The sequence below is a fragment of the Argonema galeatum A003/A1 genome (assembly GCF_023333595.1).
Taxonomy (GTDB): domain Bacteria; phylum Cyanobacteriota; class Cyanobacteriia; order Cyanobacteriales; family Aerosakkonemataceae; genus Argonema; species Argonema galeatum.
On record NZ_JAIQZM010000017.1, the window covers coordinates 95,411 to 117,258 of the forward strand.

Consider the following 21,848-nt stretch of genomic DNA (forward strand, 5'->3'; position numbering starts at 1 on the left):
TGACAGATTTTGGAGATTTTGCTAAATTTATAAATAATGATATGTTGGCCTTTGTTATAACTATATAAATAAAAGACCAAAGCGATCGGCCCAAGAGTTATAGCTCGAAAAGCCTGTGAAACCGGGCTAAGTGGGTAAAATAGAGTTGAGGGAGTATAGAAGAACAGGCAGCAAAAAAGTAGAAATTAAGACAAAGTGGAATCACGAGTTTTTTGCCACTTAGATAAGCCGCCCAGCCGGGGGGATTTACAAAAAAGTAAAAGTATGATAAAGAAGATTGGTTGCCGTGAAGAACGATCGAGACAAAAACAAAAACGGCGGATATGAGGTAGGCTATTGACAAGCAGGCGACCAGTACGCGAACCAGCATTCCCAACTCTCAGAAGCAAGAGCGATGAGTGAAGCCCAAAACCCTAACGGCAGAGCCCTAAGAGATGAAACCGATCCGCTTGACGGCATCGAATCAGCTTTAGTTGAGCCTGAAGCAGATTTGACCGATGCTAGAGCAACATCAGTTAACCAGCCAGCAGAATCTCCAGAAACAGATCCACTGCTAGTTTCTGAATCGTCACACGAGCCAATAGACGACACCATTACCAGCAGCCCGATAGCAGAGGCGCTTGCTTGGCAATCCGACGCCGACGTAGTAGAATTGGTCAGCCTAAGCGAAGCCCTGCGCCAGCAAAATACCGATCTAATCGAGCATACAGAGCAGATGGAGAAACTGCTCGATGAATGCCACAGTGCCTTGCAATTGCAGATCGAGCGATCGCAAACCGCAGAAACGAGGTTCGCCCAACAGGCGATCGAGCTGCAAACAACCCAAGCGCAATTGACACGCCTGTTCCGCGAGATGGAAACTTCCCATCAAGTCGCGCAGCGCCAGCAAATTTTAATTGAAACTTTAAACGAGCAGTTGCAAAGCAGCCAAGAGCGAGTAGCTCAATTGGAACGCCAATGTGCCCTCACTCAACAACGCCACAACGAACAATCTCAGCTGCTCTTGCAAAGCGAGACGGCTTGTGGGGAATTGCAAGACCGTCTCCAGCGCCAGCAACGTTACACCCTGCAATTCAAAGCGGCATTAGACAAATGTCTGGATATGCCTACCATAAAAGAATCTACTGCCACCAGCAACATTGCTGCTACTACGGCCATATCCCAAAGCAATCCCCAAAATATATTAGAATTGCCGAGAACTCTGTTTAAACCCCAACCCATTCAACCGTGGTCAGCAGCACCGGAATCGCCAGAGCAAGATATAGATTCTGACCGCGTGAGTTTAGATGTGGGATTGCCGATTTTGGATGAAGAGGAATATTCTGTACAAGCGTCTGGTTTCAACTATGAAACAAATCCAAAATCCTCATACGATCGCGATCTGCGTGACGCCACCCCCCTGTTATCTAAAATAGATGCAGATATCGACGTTTTTGTCAACCCATTTTTAAGTGCAGCAGAGTCCAACCTGGAGCTAGAATCGGATTTGTCCGCAGGACGTACAACTGACTCAACTCCAAACATCAGTTTAGCTGAAGAAGACCTCTGGCAAGAGTTGGAAAGGTTGACTCAAGACACGATGTTGTCGGAAAAAGCTACTTCACCAGAAAATCCCGTACCGGAGTTAGCACAGTGGCAAGATGCAATTGATGTGGCAGCATACAAGAGCGAAGATTATCCCGCAGCAGAAAGCGAATTGCTTGAACCAACAGCCTTCTGTGAGTCGGGTATTGTCCGCGCCCTGGCAACCGACGAGTCCGGTTCCTCTGGCCAAGCTCCCAACTGGCCATCACCTGTAGTTTATCCACAGCGTACCCCCAAGAAAATTAAATCATTAGCAGCGATCGACCTGCCAACCTTTCCGCGCATTAACAAAGGCTGAGTAGCAGAGGAACGAGGTGCAGTTCAAAATGTCAAAGTTTTGGATAACCATGAGTACGTCAACTATGACTGCACCCAAGGAAAAGAAACATTATTTTATTTTTGAAGAGGAAAATAAAAATGCACCATATCTTAGGTAAACGACTTACTCAACTGGTTCTAGGCTTATTAGCCGGAACTGCCTTAGTTCCTTTTGTGCTTCCTCAAATAATCTTGGCACAATCCCTCGACCGCGATCCTTCCCAAGATTTTCAGAGACAAGATAATAACGACGCCGTGTATGGCTCAGGCACAGGTCAAGGTTTCAGCGTGTTTGACATGATCCATCGAGCCAACTTGGGTAATAACCGCAGTATAGAAGATTTTTCAGTCGAACAGAGAGAAAACCTCGACTCAGCCGCTGCTGAGTTCAAGGCTCAACAGCGAGAACGCCTTCAGATTCAACAAAATCAAGCCGCTCCAGGTAATCCCGCGAGTACTGTTACCCCTGCACAAGGCAACTAAATCGATCGTAGGGTGGGCAATACCTACCCTACTTAAACGAAAAGATTAGGCTCCAATGACTGCCATAATATCACTGGCGTGGGTAGGAGTGTTCACGCTGCTGTCAACGTGAACGATTTTGCCTGTGCCATCAATCACATAAGTGACGCGCTTAGCATAGCCGCCGCCATCAACATCGTAAGCTTTGATGATGTCACCATCGGTGTCAGCTAAAAGCGGAAAAGGCAAATTGTACTTCTCGGTGAACTGTTGGTGAGAAACTTCATCGTCTTTGCTGACGCCTAAAACTATGACATCTTTGCCTTGATAGTCTGCATAGGCATCCCGAAAGCTACAAGCTTGTTTGGTGCAGCCGGGAGTGTCGTCTTTCGGGTAAAAGTACAAAACAACGGTTTTACCAGCAAAGTCAGACAGAGAAACGGTATTACCATTGGTGTCTTTAGCTGTCAATGCTGGGGCATCTGTTCCAACCGATAAAGCCATAAATGCAGTTTCCTTTCAATTTTATATTGTCTACTCTTTTGGATTGTACCCGATTTTACAGTTAGCGCTTGCCACCGTTCTGGCAAAGAGTTTGCCCTTTGAGAGATAAAAGCACCTTATGATAGAAACGAATTAGAACGCTAATTTTTCCCATATTGTTGTCTGGTATCATTTTTGACGATAATCAATGACTTCTGCTAATCATTTAGGCGCTAGATCGCTTTCTTATCCAAGAAGAACCGTAGAACGGGCAGAGCGATCGCTACGAGTATCACCCTTCCTGATGCCACTGTTTGTCGCAATGCGCTCTAGAAGTGTAGATATTCAAGAAATCGCTGGTATTGTAGCTCAAAAGCAACAATACACGCAACGTCCCCTGTCCGATCTGGCAGCTGAAAATGCCCTGAACTGGCTGATCCAAGTGGGTGTGCTGCGGCGGGAGGTAGACGGTCAAGGGATTACGAATAGTTTTCGCCTCACACCCCTGGGACACCACATTATCGAGCAATGGCAGAATCAAGGCAACGTTTTGCCACCAGCAACCTGGCGCGATCGCATTTATAATGCCTTAAATCGTTGGTTCCGACTTCTCTTTTAGGGACTGGGAAAGTGTTTTTTCATCCTTCATCTTTTCTCTAGCCCCTAGTCCTATTTTCTTTTGATTTTTGATTTTTGACTTTTGATTTTTGACTTTTGACTTTTGACTTTTCTAGCCCCTAATCCCTAATTACCTTATGAAAGCCATTATGGTTGTGGGCACTACATCCCACGCTGGAAAATCGCTCTTAACAGCCGCCATCTGTCGCATTTTAGTACGGCGTGGCTGGCGAGTAACGCCTTTTAAAGGGCAAAACATGGCTCTAAATGCTTATGTTACTGCCACAGGCGGGGAAATCGGTCACGCTCAGGCAGTGCAAGCTTGGGCTGCTGGTATCATTCCCACCGTGGAAATGAACCCCATTTTACTCAAACCTCAAAACGATATGACTTCCCAGATAATTATTAAAGGTAAAGCAGTAGGCAGAGCAAGCGCTTTGGAGTACTACGAACAATATTTTGAAGTAGGCTGGCAAGCTATTACAGAATCGCTAGAAGTTTTAGGTACAGAATTCGATTTAATTGTTTGTGAGGGGGCTGGCAGTCCGGCGGAGATTAACCTCAAGCACCGCGACTTGACTAATATGCGAGTAGCTCGCCATCTTAATGCTCCCACTTTACTGGTTGTAGATATCGATCGCGGTGGTGCTTTCGCTCACGTTGTAGGTACTTTACAATTATTAGAACCGGCGGAACGGAAATTGGTCAAGGGCGTCATCATCAATAAGTTTCGCGGACAGCGAAGTTTGCTGCAACCCGGTATCACCTGGTTAGAAGAACGCACAGGCATCCCCGTCGTCGGCGTCATTCCCTGGATAGACAATGACTTCCCCGCCGAGGACTCCCTCGATTTATTTGAACGTCGTTCTAGCGGTGCCAACAAAGACCTGACGATCGCAGTCATCCGCCTGCCCAGGATTTCTAATTTTACCGATTTTGACCCCCTGGAAGCAGAATCTACCGTTAATCTGAGGTACATCCACCCCAAACAAGATCTAGGACATCCAGATGCAGTGATAATTCCCGGTTCCAAAACTACGATCGCTGACTTGATGATTCTCAAACAAACAGGTATGGCAGAAGCCATTCAAGACTATGTGGCGGCAGGCGGCACCGTCATGGGAATTTGCGGCGGTTACCAAATGCTGGGTAAAATGGTGGCAGATCCAGAAGGGATCGAGGGTTCGGAAGGTCGCTGCGACGGACTGGGACTTTTACCTGTAAAAACTGTAATTACGCCACAAAAAACCGTTCGTCAGCGGCAGGTCACATCTAACTATCCTCAAGTCGGTTTACCAGTACTAGGCTATGAAATTCATCAAGGGCGCACCCGCACGGTGGAGGGGGCGCAAACTCAACCTTTATTCGACGATCCCTATTTGGGCATGGTTGACTCCGCTCAATCCGTTTGGGGCACCTATCTGCACGGGCTTTTTGATAATGGCCCCTGGCGACGCGCTTGGTTGAATTTGCTGCGGCAACAACGGGGTCTTTCTGCTTTGCCCAACGGTATTCCCAATTACCGAGAACAGCGAGAAGCTTCTTTAGACGCTCTGGCAACTGCGGTTGAGGCTCACCTCGATTTAACGCCAGTTTTGCCTAATTAGGGGCTAGGAGCTAGGGGCTAGGGGCTAGGGGAAGAGGGGAAGAGGGGAAGAGGTAAAGAAATTTACTAATGACAAATGACAAATCCACTGACAACTGACAACTGACAACTGACAACTGACCACTGACCACTGACCAATGACCAATGACCAATGACCAAAATTCGATTTTTACCGGATGATATAACTGTTGAGGCTCAGGTGGGAGAACCGCTGCTGGAAGTGGCCGATCGCGCGGGTGTATTCATTCCCACTGGCTGCCTCATGGGTTCTTGTCACGCCTGCGACGTGGAACTTGAGGATGGTCACTGCATCTGTGCTTGTATCGCCGCAGTACCGGCTGGGCGCGAATACCTAACTATTAATCTTTTCGTCGATCCCACTTGGTAGCTGGTAGTGGGATTCTTTTCTTTCACCTACTACCAGCTTAGAGCATTTATGTAAAAGGAATCAAATGATCACAGAAGAGCCTCTTGTAAAAGAAGCATGGCAAGCACTTGAAAATTCGATTATCTACTATCAAGAACGTCCGGTTGGCACAATAGCTGCCCGCGATCCCGATGTCCAAGCACTCAATTACGACCAGTGCTTTATCCGCGATTTTGTCTCTAGTGCTATTGTTTTTCTGCTCAAAGGTAGGTCGGAAATTGTCCGTAATTTTCTTGAAGAAACCTTAAAGCTACAGCCAAAAGAAAGGCAGTTGAATTCTTCTAAACCTGGCCGAGGCTTGATGCCAGCAAGTTTCAAGGTAGAATCTATCAATGGGAAGGAACGTCTGAAAGCAGATTTTGGCGAACACGCGATCGCTAGAGTTGCACCCGTTGATTCCTGTCTCTGGTGGATGATACTATTGCGAGCTTATGTAAACTGTACAAAAGATACCAAGCTTGTCTATCGAGAAGATTTCCAAGAAGGTATCAGGCTAATTATGGAACTGTGCTTAGTAGCGCGGTTTGATATGTACCCCACCCTTTTGGTTCCAGATGGCGCGAGTATGATCGATCGCCGCATGGGGCTTTACGGGCATCCTTTGGACATTCAATCCTTATTTTATGCTGCTTTGCGGGCTGGTGGCGAACTTCTTTTCCCCAATCAAGATAATCAATATCTAATCAAAGCAATTCGTAGCCGCCTTCCTGCCTTGATCGAACATATTCGAGAAAATTATTGGCTAGATACTCACCGTTTGAATGTGATTTATCGCTACAAAGTAGAGGAGTATGGAGAAGAAGCTCTCAATAAATTCAATATATATTCAGATTCTATTCCCTTTCATAAACTGACAGAGTGGTTGCCAGAAGACGGAGGCTATTTAGCAGGTAATCTTGGCCCGTCTCAGATAGATTGCCGCTTTTTTTCACAGGGAAATTTAATGGCGATCGTTTCCTCTTTAACAAATAAACAGCAGTCGCTAGGAATCTTAAACTTGATTGAAACGCGATGGGAAGATCTGGTTGGAGATATGCCGATGAAACTTTGTTTTCCCGCTTTAGAAGACCTAGAATGGAAAATTCTGACTGGCTGCGATCCTAAAAATAGACCTTGGTCTTATCATAATGGTGGAAGTTGGCCTGTATTGATCTGGATGTTAGCCGCAGCCGCGCAGAAAATGGGTAGAATAGATCTGGCTCATCGTGCGATTAACATTGCTGAAAAACGTTTGAACACCGATCAATGGCCTGAATACTATGATGGTAAAAATGGCCGACTGATTGGCAAAGAAGCGAGGAGATATCAAACTTGGACGATCGCCGGTTACTTATTAGCGAAAGAGTTAATAAACAACCCAAATCATTTAAAATTAGTTTGTTTTGGGGAATACCCTGAAGCAATGTAGAAATTTTATCAATAAAGTCTTTTCCAAGTAGTTATGGGAGATTACCTCAAGCGAAATTAATGGATTACACACCAGGTACAGTAAACCAGAAAACTATAAGCTTTTACATCATGTCCGGTAGCATCGCTTGCCTAAAAAATTTGCGTTCTTATATCTGCGTTCATCTGCGTTCATCCTTCTTTATCTGCGTTAAAAATTTAACCACTGATAACAACAGACAATTTGACGCTCTCACTCTTACACTAACGATGCAACCGGATATGATATTACATAACTTCACCCGATAAAGAGTTGATGAATCAATAATTCTAAGATTGAGCGTAAGCTTTGAGAGCGTATTCTTTAAATCGTTCTAAATCTGCTTGAATAGTCGATTCAACAATACGTCCCAAAAATAGATTATCCATCAATTTGCCAAGCCAACCAGGAATACCATAAGCTACTGTCAGTTTAACAATGCTGCTACCGTGGCGATCGTAAAAGCGAATCGCGCCCCGATTTGGCAAACCATCGACGGATTCCCACTGAATAATTTGGTTGGGTATCATTTTGAGGATGCGGGAAAGCCAGGTGAATTCCAAACCGCCACTAGCTAGTTTCCAACGGGATAGCTCAGGATTGTCTTCCAAAATTTTAACGGATTCAATCCACTTCATCCAGCGGGGCATTTGTTCGAGATCGGACCAAAGGTTCCAAGCCAGTTCGATAGGAACCGCCACTTCTACTTGTACGCTATGTTCTAGCCACTCTGACATTTTGGGAAATTTTGGATGAGAGGATTTTGGATTTCAAATTTGCAATCTGAAATTACCGATGACTTATCTAAACTATAGGACTTATGTAGGCCCCCCCAACCCCCCAAATCTGGGAGGAGAAGAATCCTGTTCTCCCAAATGTGGGGGGAGAAAAGTCCTGTTCCCCCCACATTTGGGGGGCTAGGGGGGCGTACATAAGTCCTGACCTATTTTTTCCGAGCTAAAATTGCCTTGGCTGCTTGACGCCCGGAAAGGGTAGCTCCTTCCATACTATCGATATAGTCTTGTTGAGTGTAACTACCTGCGAGGAAGAAATTGGCAATGGGGGTTTTTTGATTTGGGCGATAGGGGTCCATACCAGGGGCTTCGCGGTAGAGAGATTGGGCGAGTTTGACTACACTGTACCAGGTCATGTTCAGATTTCGCGAAGAGGGGAAGAGATCGCGAACTTGTTTGAGGACGTGCTGCGCGATCGCATCATTACTCTCTTTTATAAACGGATCTCCCGGAGTCAGCACCAGCTGCAACAGGGAACCTTGTCCAGATCGATAATAATCGGATGGGCTAGTCAAAGCCATGTCAGCAAAGCAGGAAAAGTCAGCATCAGCCGTATAAAGCAGATTATCAATTCCCACAGCATGAGCCAACTGTTTCTGCGCCTGGGAATCGTCGAGTTCCGTTACCCAGCCATCAAACCGCAGCTGCACCGTCGCGACAGGCACGGTATCTAACTTATAGATATTATCGAACTCCGTCCACTTGCGCCACTCCGACGGCAAAACGCGCTGAATTCCCGGCACATCGCAGGCGCAGACATAGGCATCGGCGGTGATAGTTTCTTCGGTTTCGCCTTTGGCAATTACCAAGCCGGTAACGCGAGTTTCTTCTTCCCCGGTGAAGAGAATTTCTCGCACGCGGCGGCGGGTATGTATTTTCGCCCCTCGCGCTTCCAGATATTGAATGATGGGTTTGTGTAAATATTCGTAAGGAGAACCTTCCAGCATCCGCAGTACCGATGCTTCGGTTTTGGCGGCAAAAAACTGGAAAATGGTGAGCATACAGCGGGCGGAAATATTCTCGCAGTCAATAAAACCGAGTGCGTAGGCGATCGGATTCCACATCCGCTTTAAGCTGCCATCCGAACCGCCGTGGCGTCTGAACCAGTCGGCAAAGCTAATTTTATCGAGATTGCGGATATTTTTCATCGCGCCCTCAAAGTCAACCAAGCCGCGAACTAGGGGACTGGTGCCGAGTGCGATCGCATTCTGAATTTTATCTTGCACCGAGAGTTGCGACGTGGTGAAAAATGCCTTCAAACCGTTGAAAGGCGCACCAGTAATGAAGCGAAAATCCAATTCACCTTTTATGCCGCCCCGGTTGATGAAGGTGTGGGTATGTTGTTTGAGGCGCAGATTTTCGATCGCCCCCACTTTCTTCATCAAATCGAACAACTGATAGTAGCAACCAAAAAAGACGTGCAATCCCATCTCAACATGATTGCCATCGGCATCTACCCAGCTACCGACTTTACCCCCCACAAAGGGACGAGACTCAAATATTTCTACTTCGCAACCAGCATCGACCAGATCTACAGCCGTAGCCATTCCAGCCAATCCCGCCCCGACGATCGCAACTCGCATTCAGCCTTTCCTGCTCAGGTTTCTCTAAAGATTTTACTCCTTTCGCGCTAGAGATGATTAAGCTGTCGCGCATCTAAATTGTAGTTAGGGACGGGCGAGACGCCCATCCCACAAGAATTTCATTAAATTGACTGTAAAATTTAGGTGCCAAGCAGCTTATGTAGGGGCGAAGCATTCGGCCACGATCGATCGTTTTAGAGATCGGCTTTGTCCCGGAATGCTTCGCCCATCACCAACACTAGCCACTTATATCGCTAACATTTGTTGTTCTTCTGTAATAGCTGCGAACACATCAGGAGAAAACATTTCCCACAGCACCTGAAAATAGGGCATAAACTTTGCCGACTGTTCGGGAGTTAAGCGACTGCGGATTTCCTGACCCAACAAATGCAGCATTTGCCGCAGCAATTCCCACTTCACACCTAAGACAGGATACAGCATCACGCACAGGGGGAACAACTCCTGTTGGATGGCGGAGATGTCTCCTTCTAAAGCACACACCCACAAATAAACTTGGAACATCTCTACATCCCTGATACTAGAAATTCGCACTACGGGATCGCTCAACGCACCGCTGTAGCTGCGATAGCCAGGGTACAATTGGAGCGTCCGCTGGGCAATCTTCTTGGCAATCTTCGTGCTATCCGGTAACAACTTCTGTACGGCTGACAAGACTGGCGAGTCGTAGTCGTGTGTTGCAGCCGCCGCATACGATCGCTGCAAGGGCATATAAAAGTGGTCATCAATCACTTTGAAATAAGCACCCACTAGCACTTGCTCGACGGGAGAGAGCGTCTCCAGCAACATCTGGCTGGTGTAGTGTAGCTGCATACTTACAAAACCTTTGACGCGGGCATCTTTCGCCGTGTACTTCCTCTGAAGTCCCCCGATTTCATCGCCAATCAGCGCCGCCAGCTGGCTGGGGGCAATTTGCTCGGTGAAGACTTCGAGTGCTTTTCTATTGAGTTCGTCCGATGAATCCTCCAGTCCCATCTCTACAGAAATACGCCTCGTCGTTGCCTGCTGGGTGTAGATTGCAAGTGCTTTGTCGTAGATGCCAAAGGAATCTGCCGCAATTTCCCAAGGATTGATTAATCTGGGGTTTATTCTATGCCTCTCAATTTCTTTTGCCAGCAGCGCTTCTGTTTTGTTCCAGGCTTTGGCGCTGACAGATCTAAGAGAGTGCATTAGCTTTTCGACCGTTTGCTCCCTGCCAGCTTTGGATACACAATCCGCTAAATTGTGTGAGTCTTTCGCTACTTCATTTTGGGAATTAACTTGAAGGTTTTCAACATACTTTCTAGCCCATTGATGCGCTAATGATTGAACAGTTCCTTTAGCCATTTTATTTCTCCCTTGGTAGATGCTTAGTTACTGGAAATTATTGTCGATTTTAGACTGAAAATTGCAGATTCACCAATAAATTTTCCATCTCATATTCTCAATTCTAAAATGCCCTTTTGGCGATATTGACTGGTTAATTAGCAGCGTTTTATGGTTATACATAAGTTTTTAACACAATAAAACTTATTAATCAAGTGTAGTAAGTTACATTACCAACTTCTTCTTTATTTCTTTATAAAAAGGGGTTAGGATGAGGTTGTGGTTGACAGCAATGGGTAAAAAAAAAGCAATATTTAAGTAGAATTGCTGATGTAATTAATTTAAAATTATAGCAACCGCCAAGGCGCTTAAGGCATTCTGAATTCCTGAAAGCCTTGATTATAAACACTTCTTTCCCTAGTCCCTAGCCCCTAGCCCCTAGTCCCTAGCTATATATAGTCACATCGGTTATGACAGTATTAACCGCTCAAAGCAAGACTGGGACTGTGTTTGCACGGCTGACGTTGCACTTTGCTATAAGACCAATCATCAAAACTAAACCATCTTGACTTATTACAGCGGCTTGCAGCCGCTGATGGTACACTAAAATGATTTTCTTCATAGCGCGACATTTGGGGCTCTTTTGGCAGATAATTTGTGGCTAACCGACAAGAATCAGGGCAAAACCCGCCCCTACAATTTACCTGTACCTCACCGACTCGCAAACCGCTGTAAGAATCTTCTCCGTAAATACCCGGAACAAATTACTGGCTCCTTGCTCATCGCTATTAAGGATAAAAGATGGAAGCGCGAGCAATTCGTGTCGCGGCAGTAGGCAATTACTAAGTTGGTTTTCTACGTAACTCACGATCGCTAGTTAAATATCTTCCTATTGATATCTAACCTTAAAAAAGTGAAAAACTTGTGAATATGTCAAAGGAGTAAGGGGGGAAGAGAAGAAAAGAGAGGATTTTTTCTGCCCCCTCTTCCCTAGCCCCTAGCCTCTATTGACTTTTGTACGGGCGGGTTTAGCCCACACATCTCATTACCAACAGAATATTTTACAAAACCCGCCCCTACTGACTTTTGACTTTTCTGGCCCCTTCTTGGCTATTCCCAGTCAATTTGAAGCATCCGTTGCAGGGTGCCTAAACCCAAATCTTGATGGGAGAGCGATCGGGCCTCAAACAAAGCCATCATATCTTGTAACTGGGGATTTCCCCGCGAAGCTCCCATTAACCCCCTGGTAATCAGCACGCCACAGTAGCCCTTAGTTTTCTTACACCTGCGGTCCCACTTCTTACGAGCTTCCTGATGAACTGGGTCATCGTCCATAAATTCCCCGAACAGATACATTTCCCCGTTGTTGGTCTGTATGATTCCCAAATCGTAGCTATTGTCATCAAACGGGTCTTCACCCGGATTAAAGAAAATCCCTTTGACTCCCCCGCCCGCCTGAATTTTCTCAATCATGGTCTTAGCCTTGGGACGTGAGGTTTGGATCAAAATAACTGGCAACCCATCTCCCCCTGTTACTACTTTGTCGGCTAATTCATTGTGTCCCAGGGTTGTCCGCAGATGCTCCACCGTCTCCCAGGACACCATACCGATGCTGAGGAAAGAATTTTCCGGCACCAAATCATCTCTGAGAGTCGGCATAGCTTTCGTAGAAAGCAACTCCTCATCTTCCTCATCTTCTAATTCAATCATCTCGAACAGTTCTTTTGACACTTCAGGCAGGGTTGTCACCTTGACAGATGCCATTTGGGTGGTGTCGGAATCTTCAGGTATGGGAATGCGATAGCGACTGTTGAGGTTAGGGAACATCTCGCTTGCGAGTTGGCGGTGGTTAGCGCGAAGAAAGCGATTCAAAGCTTCCAGAGCGATTAAAACGACGAGTGCTTCTTCTTCAAACAAAGAAGAGCGCAAACCTTCTAGTGGGTGGATGTTGCCAAAATTAGGCTCGATTTCTGAGGCTGGCAGATCGGCTAAATTGATATCTTCATCTTCTTCTGCTTGACCGGGTAAATCAAAGGTGACAAACAGGCAATCTTGGGCTAGGAAAGCGTCTTCGAGCTTATCTAAAGATTCTTCTTCCTGTAAAACAGAGGCGCGAAACCGCTTGAGGGAATCGAGAGAGCGATAGAGCAGAATTCCGTACTCCATCCCTGACATCCCCATCACAGAGGCATAGAGGGTGCCGATGTCCCAACGATTCAGTTCAATTGCGACAATTTGATGCTCTTCGAGAAAGTCCCAAGCCGCCGTGTCCCAAAAGTTGTATGCTGCCTGCATCAATCGCTCTGCGTACTGGGGCGGTAATTGAGGCGGTTGGGTGGTGGCATTTTCTTGGAATTCCCGAAACAGTTCGTCAATCAGGGGCAGTGTCGGTACGTAGTCAATGGTAATCCCCATTTCTTGGAGTACGCCGCGCAGAAAAAACTGGATCTCGCGATCGCACACTACTATTTTCTGGGGTCGAGCTGGCTTGGCTGGCCCTTGAGGATATTCCATCGCTCGCAGTAAGGTGCGTACAATCGCTTCGGGGCCGGATTCCGGTCTCACCATATCGATGCCGCGAACAACTCCTTGGGAACCATCTACCCATACGATACATTCGCCTTTTTCTTCACTATCCGATTCGTCACTTGGTGATAGCGGACGGCGATCGCCTTCCCACACGCTGGGAATTTGGTTTAATTGTGTTAAGCGGCGACGGGTAGAACGATTGAGAGTTGTCATAGACTAAGCCGATACAAATAAAATTAGGAGCTTGCGGTTTCGGTATTTATACTGATGGTGACATCCGTTCGATTTTTGCTAACATTCATTAACAAAAACTTCCTGTTTCATCTGGGACTGTCGGCAGCACCCCATCCACAAGCAGACACGAGAGAACTTCCCGCGTTAATTTCTCGATATTAATTGCGGCATTCAAGTCTCTATCCAATTCTAACCCACAATCACATTGATAAACTCGTTCTGATAACTCCAAAACCTCTTTGACTTTTCCGCAATTTGAACAGGTTTTACTACTTGGCTTAAACCTGCCAATCACTACTAACTTACTGCCATACAAGGGACATTTATATTCTAACTGGCGACGGAATTCATAAAATCCCATATCTCCTATCGATGCAGCTAAACAGTGATTAGCCATCATGCCTGACACATTTAAATCCTCAATTCCTACTACCGCGTGGTTTTTGCTTAAGTAGTTAGTTAGTTTATGTAATGTGTCCAATCGGATATTGGCTATCTTTTGATGCAGACGAGCTAAGGCTTTGACTGCTTTAAACCTGTTGGCTGAACCTTTTTGACGACGTGCTACAATGCGTTGGAGTTTGGCTAATTTATGTTTGGCTTTTTGGTAAGACTTCGCACCTGTAAATATCTCTCCTGTCGATAGGGTAGCTAGGGTTTTTATTCCTAAGTCTACTCCCACTACATCCCGTTTTTTTGGTGTTGATTGGCTCTGTCTTTCTATTTTAAATGAGATAAACCAGCGGTCTGCTTTTCTGCTAATGGTGACTGATTTCGGTTTTGTCCCTACTGGTAATCGCTCAAAAGTTTTTAGCTTTCCTAATATTGGTACTTTGATGCTCTGGTGTTCTATGTGGATTGAACCATCTAGAGTAAATGAGTCACAGTGACCTTTCTTTTTGAATTTAGTCAACCCTTTTATACCTTTGAAGAACTGTTTAAATGCTTCTGATAAATGCCTTAAGGCATATTGGGGGGCGCATTTGATTACTTCGTAATACCAAGTATTTTGGGGTTTTATTGATGCTACTAGCCATTTATGGAGGTCAATGGCTGTGGGGAATTTAATTTGGGATTCTGGATGAGAACGGTTGTGTTCTAAGACAGTTTGACATAAAGCCAAACCTTGATTCCAGGCGTGACGTGCTACGCCTGCGTGTTTGGCTAGAGATTGCCGCAGCGAAGAGTTGACTTTGATTTTGGTTAATAATCCCAGTAGCATAGCCAAATTTTACTATGGGTTTGGCAAGGGTGGCAAGGGCGTGAGGAAAAGTAAATGTTTGTAAGTAAATGTTAGGAAAGTGACTACTGTTGATGAACCCCCATCCCTATAAAGGCAGAGGCTTCCTTATCTCACGATAAGGCATTCCTGCTTAGAAGGGTGTCTGCCTTGGAGTCAAGAATCCTCTTCAACCAGATAAAATGGACTTAAAGGCAAAAACTCGTCGATGTTAATCGGCATAAGGAGTCGTGTAAACCTATGACATCAGCAACTCAGTCTCAGCAAAAGGGTATTCAGATCACGGAATCTGCCGTCCGACAAGTGGGATTTTTGCGGGAGAAACAAGGAAAAGACCTCTACTTGCGGGTAGGCGTGCGCCAAGGCGGCTGTTCTGGGATGTCATACATGATGGATTTCATAGATCCCAGTAGCATTAGACCCGATGATGATGTTTTTGACCATGATGGCTTCCAGTTGGTTTGCGATCGCAAAAGCCTTCTTTATCTATACGGTCTCGTTCTTGACTACAGCGATGCTATGATTGGCGGTGGCTTTCAATTCACCAACCCGAATGCCAGTCAAACCTGTGGCTGTGGCAAGTCTTTTGCCGTCTAAGTACCCAGGTTGAGAGCGGGTGGATTCCAATGCGGTCAAAAATACGCCGCGATTAGAACTCGCCCCTACACAAACGTATATATAGCCTGCTCTCGTCAGGCTTTGTTTGTGTAGCCCCAGCATGAAAGGCTCCGGGCGATCTGCTTTGATTAATTTTTTATTGGGAAACGATGACTCAAGAATCGATTGAAGATCTTTTTGAATCTAGTCTCGAACGCTACAAAGCAGGAGTTGGGCCGGAAACGCTCATTCCCGTTTTTAAAGATATTTGCGATCGCGCTCCGAAAAATAGTGCCGCTTGGACTTGTTTAGCTTGGTTGTATCTGTTACAAAACCAACCAACTCAGGCTTACAAAGCAGCTCAAAAGGCAGTTAAATTAAGTCCGCAAGACCCACAAGCACGGATCAATATGGCATCTGCCATGCTGGAAAACAATCAAACTGGTGTGCGGCAACAAATCGAACTTGTCAAGCAGGTGCTGGGCTTCGATGCTGAGTTGCGCCGCGAGATCCAGGAAAATGTTGAAGAAGGTTTAAGTAGAAAACCGGATTGGAACAGTCTCAAACGCATTCACAACTGGCTGTTTGACTCTTAGGCTGCTCGTTTTTACAGGGAGAACTTTTCAGTTCTTAATATTTATTGATATAACTTTATGTTATATCCGTAAATGTAATGATAAGATTTTCAGAACTCGATGATTAGTTATTTTGATAGCTAATCGTCAAATCACTTTTTTAAAGGGAAGGAGTTTGAAAATCATGAATAGCGATAAAGTGGTCGTCAAGCCAGAAACTCGGAATCACAAAGGTTTTTTTGTCCAGGAAACTGACTATAAGTTAATGGAAATCGATCGGTCTGGTTGGGCTTTGATCTGCATCGATGATGCTACTTGCCACTACGTAGACCCCGAAGATTTGCAAATGACCGACGAGTCTGCTGTAGCCCAGGATTGATCTGATGACATTGCCAGACTCTATCATATTTTATTCGGGCGGCTGTACTGATTTCAAGTGCAGCCACATTTTTATTAGGGGCCATTAGTCATTAGTCATTGGTCATTAGTCATTAGACATATCCAGAAATTAAAGATGCGTTACCTAGAAGCCTTGTAGAGACGTTGCATGCAACGTCTCTACATTCTTTGAAAGGAGATGTCTATTGGTCATTGTAAAACAGGATAAATGATAATAGCAGATGAAAAATGACAAGAGACAACGGACAAAAAATGAAAGATAAATTGCTAAATTGGCTCAACGTGGCTTTAATGTGGGATTTTTTCCTGGTTTTGAGCGGTTTTTTGTGGTTTGCGATCGCACTTCTAGGTAAAGCTGCTGGAGTTCCCCTGGGTTTCGACCTTTGGCATAGACTTTGGGAACCCCTATTTACCCCAGCGATCGGTATTCTTATGGCAGGTGCCATTCTCAGTGGAGTTACCAGTTGGATTTCCAAACGCCTGAACTCAGGGGCTGGGGGCTAGGGTCAGAAGGGGCTAGGGGCTAGGGGCTAGGGACTAGGGGAAGAGGGGGAAGAGGGGGAAGAGGGGAAGAGGGGAAGAGGGGAAATAAGTCTGGATATCCTATGAGGTCAAAATGTTTTCCAAAGCAAGCTTCAACTTAGGATATTGATATTCAAAGCCAGACTGCAAAGTGCGTTTAGGCAAAACCTGCTGACCTTCCAAAACGACTACAGCAGCATCTCCCAATAGCACTTCTAAAGCAAAACCAGGTACAGGTAGCCAGGAAGGACGCTTGAGAACTTGCCCTAAAGTGTGGGAGAACTCAGCCATACGCACAGGATTGGGGGCTGTAGCATTGAAGACGCCCTCAATGTCGGGACGGCGCAGGGAGGACAAAATTAGGTTAACGAGGTCTTCGCGATCGATCCAAGAAAACCACTGACGACCGCTGCCAATCGGCCCACCTGCAAACAGTTTAAATGGAGGTAGCATTTTTGCGATCGCACCTCCCATCCCCAAAACAATCCCAACGCGCAGAATTACCAGTCGAACATCCAAATCTTTTACTTTTTGAGCTTCAGTTTCCCAAGTTTCGCAAACAGAAGCCAGAAAACCATCACCAGCCGGACTGGTTTCATCAAAAGTAGCCGTTTCGCTAGTGCCATAGTAGCCGATCGCTGAAGGATTCACCAACACCGTCGGTTTCGGATTAGCCTGAGAAATTGCCTCCACAATTTTTTGGGTGCCAATCTTACGGCTATCCATAATCGCTTCCTTGCGTTCTGGCGTCCAGCGACCTTCCGCCAGGGATTCCCCAGCCAGATTTACCACCCCGTCACAACCGGAGATACTTTTTTGCCACTCACCCGATTCCCTTGGCGTATAAGCAACGATTTCCACATTCGGAAAGTTATTGCTAGGAAAAACTTTCCTAGCACGTTCTGGGTTGCGAGTCAAGACCAACACCCTATTTCCTTCAGCGTGCAGCCGCTCTACCAAGCGACTGCCGACAAATCCTGTTGCACCCGTAATCGCTACTTTCATCTGTCGCCGTAAGCCATACCATTAGATAAGAGCATAGCGGTTAATGAACCGCATGAATCGTTCTTAGTATATGCGATCGCTCTCTGGTTCCCGATCCAACGTCACCTCAGCAAAGCTCCCATTTTCTTTAAAAGCAGGCATAAATTCGGCAGAACCTGCTTCAAAAAGCGGAACCGAGTCACTATCATTCCCAATATCGCTGACAAACGTCCTGGGTACTTGTACCGCAAATATCAGCATTCTGAATGCTAGAAACACAGACAAAGACAACCACAAAATATGGTTGCTGTGATACTTCCAAGCAGCAATAGCAGCAGGCGTAAATGCCACAATAATAGAGATTAAACTAGCATTGCGGAGCGTATGCCCTTCTGCTAAACCCAAGAAGTACCCTTCCAGCATAAAACCTATTGAACTGAATCCCAAGACCAGCAATAACCAAGGAACATAAACACTAATCTCGTTAGTGACTTCGGTGTGGTTGGTCAACAGGCCGAAAACAGTCTTAGGAAATAGAGTAGGCACTCCCGAAAAAGTGAGTCCCACCACCAGGCTAGTGACTACAGAAATGGCAACAAGAGGAAATAACTTTTCGGTAATTCCTTTCCCTTTAAAGTTTCCAGTCAGGGTTTCTGTGCCAAATCCCAATCCTTCAACAAAATAGTAACTCAAGCCGAATATCTGTAAAAGCAAAGCATTTTCAGCATAGACAATCGTGCCCATCCCTGCTGCCTGATAGTTAAACACCAGGAAAGCAAAGAGCGTAATGAAATTGCTGACCAAAATGTTTCCATTCAGGGTCAAAGTGGCTTTAAAAGCTGAGGTGTCCCAAATTTTTCCAGCTACGGCTCTTATCTCTTGCCACTTGATTTCTGTGCAGAAAAAAGTCAATCCTATTAACAAGGCCAGATACTGGCTTATAGCATAGGACGCTCCAGCTCCAGTACTTTCCCAGCCCAAGCGGACAATAAAGAGGTAATCGAGTGCGATTTTGGCAGCATTACCAGCGACAGACAATACCACAACCAAGCCATTTTTTTCTCGTCCCAGAAACCAACCAATGACGACGAAGTTGAGTAAAATGGCAGGGGCTCCCCAAATCTGGGTGTGGAAATAGGCCATGCCTGAAGCTTTCACGTCTGGCTCGACATCTCTTAGCGCCGCAAACCCCAGATCTCCTAAAGGGTGCTGCAAGAGTACGATCGCAATTCCCAGCGCGATCGCAATTAAACCATTACGCAGTACCACCAATAGCACACCCTCTCGGTCATCTCTTCCCACAGCTTGAGCTGTTACCCCAGTGGTGCCCATTCTTAGAAAGATTAACACCATGTAGACGAGGTTAAGCAGATTGCCAGCTAGGGCGACTCCAGCTAAGTGGTGGATAGCTGGAAGATGTCCCAGGAAGATGACACTGCTTAAATTGGCCAGTGGCACCATAATATTCGACAGGACGTTTGCGATCGCCAGTCGGAAGAAGCGCGGCACAAAATCATACTGGTTTGACAGCGTCAGCTTCATAGATTCACTCAAATTTTTACTCTCCAAAATCTCGACTCAAACAGCTTCTGCTTTTTACATTACTTTACATTATTTTTAGTATAAAGGCTTGCTTTTAGTCCGAACTATAACCAAAGGACTAAGTTTAGCCATAACTTTCTTACTTACAGCGCCTTTCAGATGAGTGAGGTAGACAAGAGAAACCCGGTTTCTTGAAGAAACCGGGTTTCTGGGGTGTACTTCATTCGACTGCAAGCCGCTGTAGTATCCTAAAACACCAATTCAGTAATGGTTGGTAATGTGTTTTTACCCCTACGATTACTGAATTGGTGTTCTAGAAGTGAAAAGTTTAGTTATTTCACAGGCGCTAATTCCATCCCACTAACGGGAGTTCCAGCCGAGATGGTGCGTACCCATTCAAAACCTGCTTTTTGGAAGATTTCCTTAAATTCTGCCTCAGTGCGGGCCCTACCGTTGCCAATGGTCATCACCTCTAAATCTAACCATTTGACCCAGTGAAACTCATCTCCGGTCGGCACAATAGAATCAATTACCAGCAACTTAGCATTTTCAGCCATCCCACGGCGAATGCTACTGAGTAGTGCGATCGCACTCTCATCGCTGCAATCAATAATAGTGTATGAAATCGTGTAGAGATCCGCACCCGCAGGTATGGATTCAAACATATCTCCACCTACCCGTTCGCAGCGATCGGCTACGCCCTGTTGTGCTAGGAAATCGGCAGCTTGCTCAATCGCTTGTGGCAAATCGAACAGAACACCCTGTAAGTGAGGATTTGCTTTCAAAATTTCTGCAATCAGCCCGCCTTGACCGCCCGCCAAATCTACTACTTTAGTAAAACCGGAAAAGTCATACTCTTTAATCAACGGTATGTGATAGTTCCTCGTCAGACCAACCATCCCCTTATTAAAGAGTTCTCCAGCTTCAGGATCTCGATCGAAATATTCATATAGCGCATCGATCTGATAAACCTTTTTAACAGCGGGTTCACCCTTTTTAACCGAGTGCATCTGTTCCCCAGTGAATCGCAAGTGCCAAGGTTGACAGTGCATCATGACTAAATGGCGCAGAGATTGTGGATGATCGTTACGAAGGAAATCCGCCATCGGAGTTAAGGCAAAACTATGAGACTCAACTTCAGTAAAAATACCAACACTGGCGAGGCAGCGAAGCAATCGGTACAGCGAGGGAGCATGAGTTTCAGTAGCTTGGGCGATTTCTTCCACACTCTTCGCTTCATAGCTCATTACATCAGCAATACCCAACTTGGCAGCGGCACTGATGGCATGGTTAATCCAGAGTTTACTTGCCAGTTCGACAATAGCAAGCATCGGCGATTGGGTTTTGGTACTTGGAAAGTTGCTCATTTCGATCACACTATAAGTTTCTGGAATTTACCCACTAAATAATAGTGGGTGCTGAAAAGTGAACTTGTTTTATGATAGTTAAGCCGGAACTAATTCCATCAGGCTGGCAGCTGTTTCTCCTTTCTTCGCGATGACGCGCGTCAATTTAAAACCAGCTTTCTCAAAGAGTGCATTGAATTCCTCTTGAGTGCGTACTTTCCAATTACCCATCGTCATTTCCTCCAGATCCAGCCATTTGTTCCAGTCATGTTCATTGCCTGGAGCAATTACAGAATCCATGACCAGCACCTTGCCGTTTTCAGCCACAGCGCCACGGAGATTTTGCAGGATTTTTAAAGCAGCGTCATCGTCCGATTCAATCATCGTGTAGGACAAGGTATAGAGTCCGGCACCCGCAGGCACAGGTGTACTCCAATCTCCCTCCACTGTTTCGCATTGGTTCCCTACTCCCTCACTATTCAGGTATTCAGCTGCTTCAGCGATTACTGGCGGCGGGCCAAACAGAATTCCTTGCATTTTAGGGTTATTTTTTAGCATCCAACCGATCGCTACGTTTTCTGGCCCAGCCGCACCGACAACTTTTGTGAAACCAGATAAATCGTATTCTTCCAACAATGGCAGACAAAAGTTTTTGAGGATACCGCCTACCGCTCTAAAAAATAGTTCTGCCTCCTGGGGATGTCCATCCAGGTACTCCATGTAGTTTTCTACTTGATGAATATGTTGTATCGTGGGCTTACCATCTTTGACAGTCCGATACATTTCCCCTTTAAGAGGCCAATTGCACTCGCTACAGTGCATCATCACTTGATAGCGTAAGGAAAAAGGATTATCTTCGCGAAGATATTCACCCACAGGAGTTAGGGCAAATCGCCGTGGTTCCACTTCAGTAAAGACGCCGACACTAGCAAGGGCGCGAAGCAATCGATACAGCGAAGGCGCGTAGGTTTCGGTAGCTTGTGCAAGTTCCTCAACACTTTTGGCTCCCTCTGTTAGGAAGTCCGCAACGCCCAATTTGGCAGCGACATTCAGGGCTTGGTTAATCCAAAGTCCACTGGAAAGTTCAACAAAAGCCTTCATTGGTGAGTTAGTTTCGAGGTTTTGGGGCTCAGTCATAGTCGTCTGTAGTATTGAAGATGTATGGCAACATTGTATTTTACAAGCAGAATACCAAATTTTAGGTAAAAATCCAGGTAGGTATTGTAGGATTGTGAGGATTCTGGTAAATGTGCGAT

General features: G+C 45.8%; 20 protein-coding genes. 10 read left to right on the plus strand and 10 right to left on the minus strand.

All coding sequences use genetic code 11. The features are described 5' to 3' along the window. The first annotated feature begins 394 nt into the window (after nt 1-394). Nucleotides 395-1,882, plus strand: coding sequence for a hypothetical protein (locus tag LAY41_RS18360; protein ID WP_249101105.1), 1,488 nt, complete (start codon nt 395-397; stop codon nt 1,880-1,882). Nucleotides 1,883-2,001: 119 nt separating this feature from the next. After that, the gene (locus LAY41_RS18365; RefSeq protein ID WP_249101108.1) at nt 2,002-2,385 is read left to right on the plus strand and encodes a hypothetical protein; all 384 of its coding nucleotides are present in this window, start codon (nt 2,002-2,004) and stop codon (nt 2,383-2,385) included. A 45-nt stretch (nt 2,386-2,430) separates the two neighbouring features. Here the strand turns inward: LAY41_RS18365 and LAY41_RS18370 are convergent, their stop codons facing one another. Next, entirely contained in the window at nt 2,431-2,868 is a 438-nt protein-coding gene (locus LAY41_RS18370) for a peroxiredoxin (RefSeq protein ID WP_249101111.1), read from the minus strand. A gap of 187 nt (nt 2,869-3,055) precedes the next feature. On the opposite strand from LAY41_RS18370, the gene LAY41_RS18375 reads away from it, so the two are divergent. The 4 genes from LAY41_RS18375 (at nt 3,056) to LAY41_RS18390 (ending at nt 6,906) form a co-directional block, all read left to right on the plus strand. Then, nucleotides 3,056-3,466: an Npun_F0494 family protein gene (locus tag LAY41_RS18375; protein WP_249101114.1), complete on the plus strand. Its 411-nt coding sequence runs from the start codon at nt 3,056-3,058 to the stop codon at nt 3,464-3,466. Nucleotides 3,467-3,602: 136 nt separating this feature from the next. Continuing rightward, nucleotides 3,603-5,072, plus strand: coding sequence for a cobyric acid synthase CobQ (gene cobQ / locus LAY41_RS18380; protein WP_249101117.1), 1,470 nt, complete (start codon nt 3,603-3,605; stop codon nt 5,070-5,072). A 150-nt stretch (nt 5,073-5,222) separates the two neighbouring features. Then, nucleotides 5,223-5,459 (plus strand): 2Fe-2S iron-sulfur cluster-binding protein, encoded by a 237-nt coding sequence (locus LAY41_RS18385; protein WP_249101118.1) that lies wholly within the window; start codon nt 5,223-5,225, stop codon nt 5,457-5,459. Nucleotides 5,460-5,523: 64 nt separating this feature from the next. Beyond that, a complete protein-coding gene (locus LAY41_RS18390) occupies nt 5,524-6,906 on the plus strand; it encodes a glycoside hydrolase 100 family protein (protein ID WP_249101122.1) in 1,383 nt (460 codons plus the stop codon). A 308-nt stretch (nt 6,907-7,214) separates the two neighbouring features. Here the strand turns inward: LAY41_RS18390 and LAY41_RS18395 are convergent, their stop codons facing one another. The 5 genes from LAY41_RS18395 to LAY41_RS18415 all read right to left on the minus strand — a co-directional run bounded on the left by LAY41_RS18395 (nt 7,215) and on the right by LAY41_RS18415 (nt 14,609). Continuing rightward, nucleotides 7,215-7,661: an SRPBCC family protein gene (locus LAY41_RS18395; RefSeq protein WP_249101125.1), complete on the minus strand. Its 447-nt coding sequence runs from the start codon at nt 7,659-7,661 to the stop codon at nt 7,215-7,217. Nucleotides 7,662-7,867: 206 nt separating this feature from the next. After that, nucleotides 7,868-9,301 (minus strand): 9,9'-di-cis-zeta-carotene desaturase, encoded by a 1,434-nt coding sequence (zds, locus tag LAY41_RS18400; protein ID WP_249101128.1) that lies wholly within the window; start codon nt 9,299-9,301, stop codon nt 7,868-7,870. A gap of 246 nt (nt 9,302-9,547) precedes the next feature. After that, a complete protein-coding gene (locus LAY41_RS18405; RefSeq protein ID WP_249101130.1) occupies nt 9,548-10,645 on the minus strand; it encodes a hypothetical protein in 1,098 nt (365 codons plus the stop codon). A 1,089-nt stretch (nt 10,646-11,734) separates the two neighbouring features. Continuing rightward, nucleotides 11,735-13,366, minus strand: coding sequence for a DUF6930 domain-containing protein (locus LAY41_RS18410; RefSeq protein ID WP_249101134.1), 1,632 nt, complete (start codon nt 13,364-13,366; stop codon nt 11,735-11,737). Nucleotides 13,367-13,454: 88 nt separating this feature from the next. Then, entirely contained in the window at nt 13,455-14,609 is a 1,155-nt protein-coding gene (locus tag LAY41_RS18415) for an RNA-guided endonuclease InsQ/TnpB family protein (protein WP_338023013.1), read from the minus strand. A 258-nt stretch (nt 14,610-14,867) separates the two neighbouring features. Between LAY41_RS18415 and LAY41_RS18420 the strand changes: the two genes are divergently transcribed. The 4 genes from LAY41_RS18420 to LAY41_RS18435 all read left to right on the plus strand — a co-directional run bounded on the left by LAY41_RS18420 (nt 14,868) and on the right by LAY41_RS18435 (nt 16,702). Next, on the plus strand, nt 14,868-15,224 hold the full coding sequence (locus LAY41_RS18420; RefSeq protein ID WP_249067347.1) for a HesB/IscA family protein: 357 nt from the start codon (nt 14,868-14,870) through the stop codon (nt 15,222-15,224). Nucleotides 15,225-15,394: 170 nt separating this feature from the next. Then, nucleotides 15,395-15,820: a tetratricopeptide repeat protein gene (locus LAY41_RS18425; RefSeq protein WP_249101135.1), complete on the plus strand. Its 426-nt coding sequence runs from the start codon at nt 15,395-15,397 to the stop codon at nt 15,818-15,820. A gap of 163 nt (nt 15,821-15,983) precedes the next feature. Beyond that, nucleotides 15,984-16,178, plus strand: coding sequence for a hypothetical protein (locus LAY41_RS18430; protein ID WP_249101139.1), 195 nt, complete (start codon nt 15,984-15,986; stop codon nt 16,176-16,178). 248 nt (nt 16,179-16,426) lie between these two features. Continuing rightward, complete coding sequence (locus LAY41_RS18435) at nt 16,427-16,702, plus strand: hypothetical protein (protein WP_476726986.1); 276 nt, start codon at nt 16,427-16,429, stop codon at nt 16,700-16,702. A 99-nt stretch (nt 16,703-16,801) separates the two neighbouring features. Here LAY41_RS18435 and thyD read toward each other — a convergent pair whose 3' ends face one another. The 4 genes from thyD to LAY41_RS18455 form a co-directional block, all read right to left on the minus strand. After that, nucleotides 16,802-17,725 (minus strand): thylakoid membrane protein ThyD, encoded by a 924-nt coding sequence (thyD, locus tag LAY41_RS18440; RefSeq protein ID WP_249101141.1) that lies wholly within the window; start codon nt 17,723-17,725, stop codon nt 16,802-16,804. A gap of 63 nt (nt 17,726-17,788) precedes the next feature. Continuing rightward, nucleotides 17,789-19,258, minus strand: a complete 1,470-nt coding sequence (gntT, locus tag LAY41_RS18445) for a guanitoxin biosynthesis MATE family efflux transporter GntT (protein ID WP_476726987.1) — start codon at nt 19,256-19,258, stop codon at nt 17,789-17,791. 320 nt (nt 19,259-19,578) lie between these two features. After that, on the minus strand, nt 19,579-20,613 hold the full coding sequence (locus LAY41_RS18450; protein ID WP_249101144.1) for an acetylserotonin O-methyltransferase: 1,035 nt from the start codon (nt 20,611-20,613) through the stop codon (nt 19,579-19,581). A 78-nt stretch (nt 20,614-20,691) separates the two neighbouring features. Next, nucleotides 20,692-21,729, minus strand: a complete 1,038-nt coding sequence (locus tag LAY41_RS18455; protein WP_249101147.1) for an acetylserotonin O-methyltransferase — start codon at nt 21,727-21,729, stop codon at nt 20,692-20,694. Nucleotides 21,730-21,848: the final 119 nt, after the last annotated feature.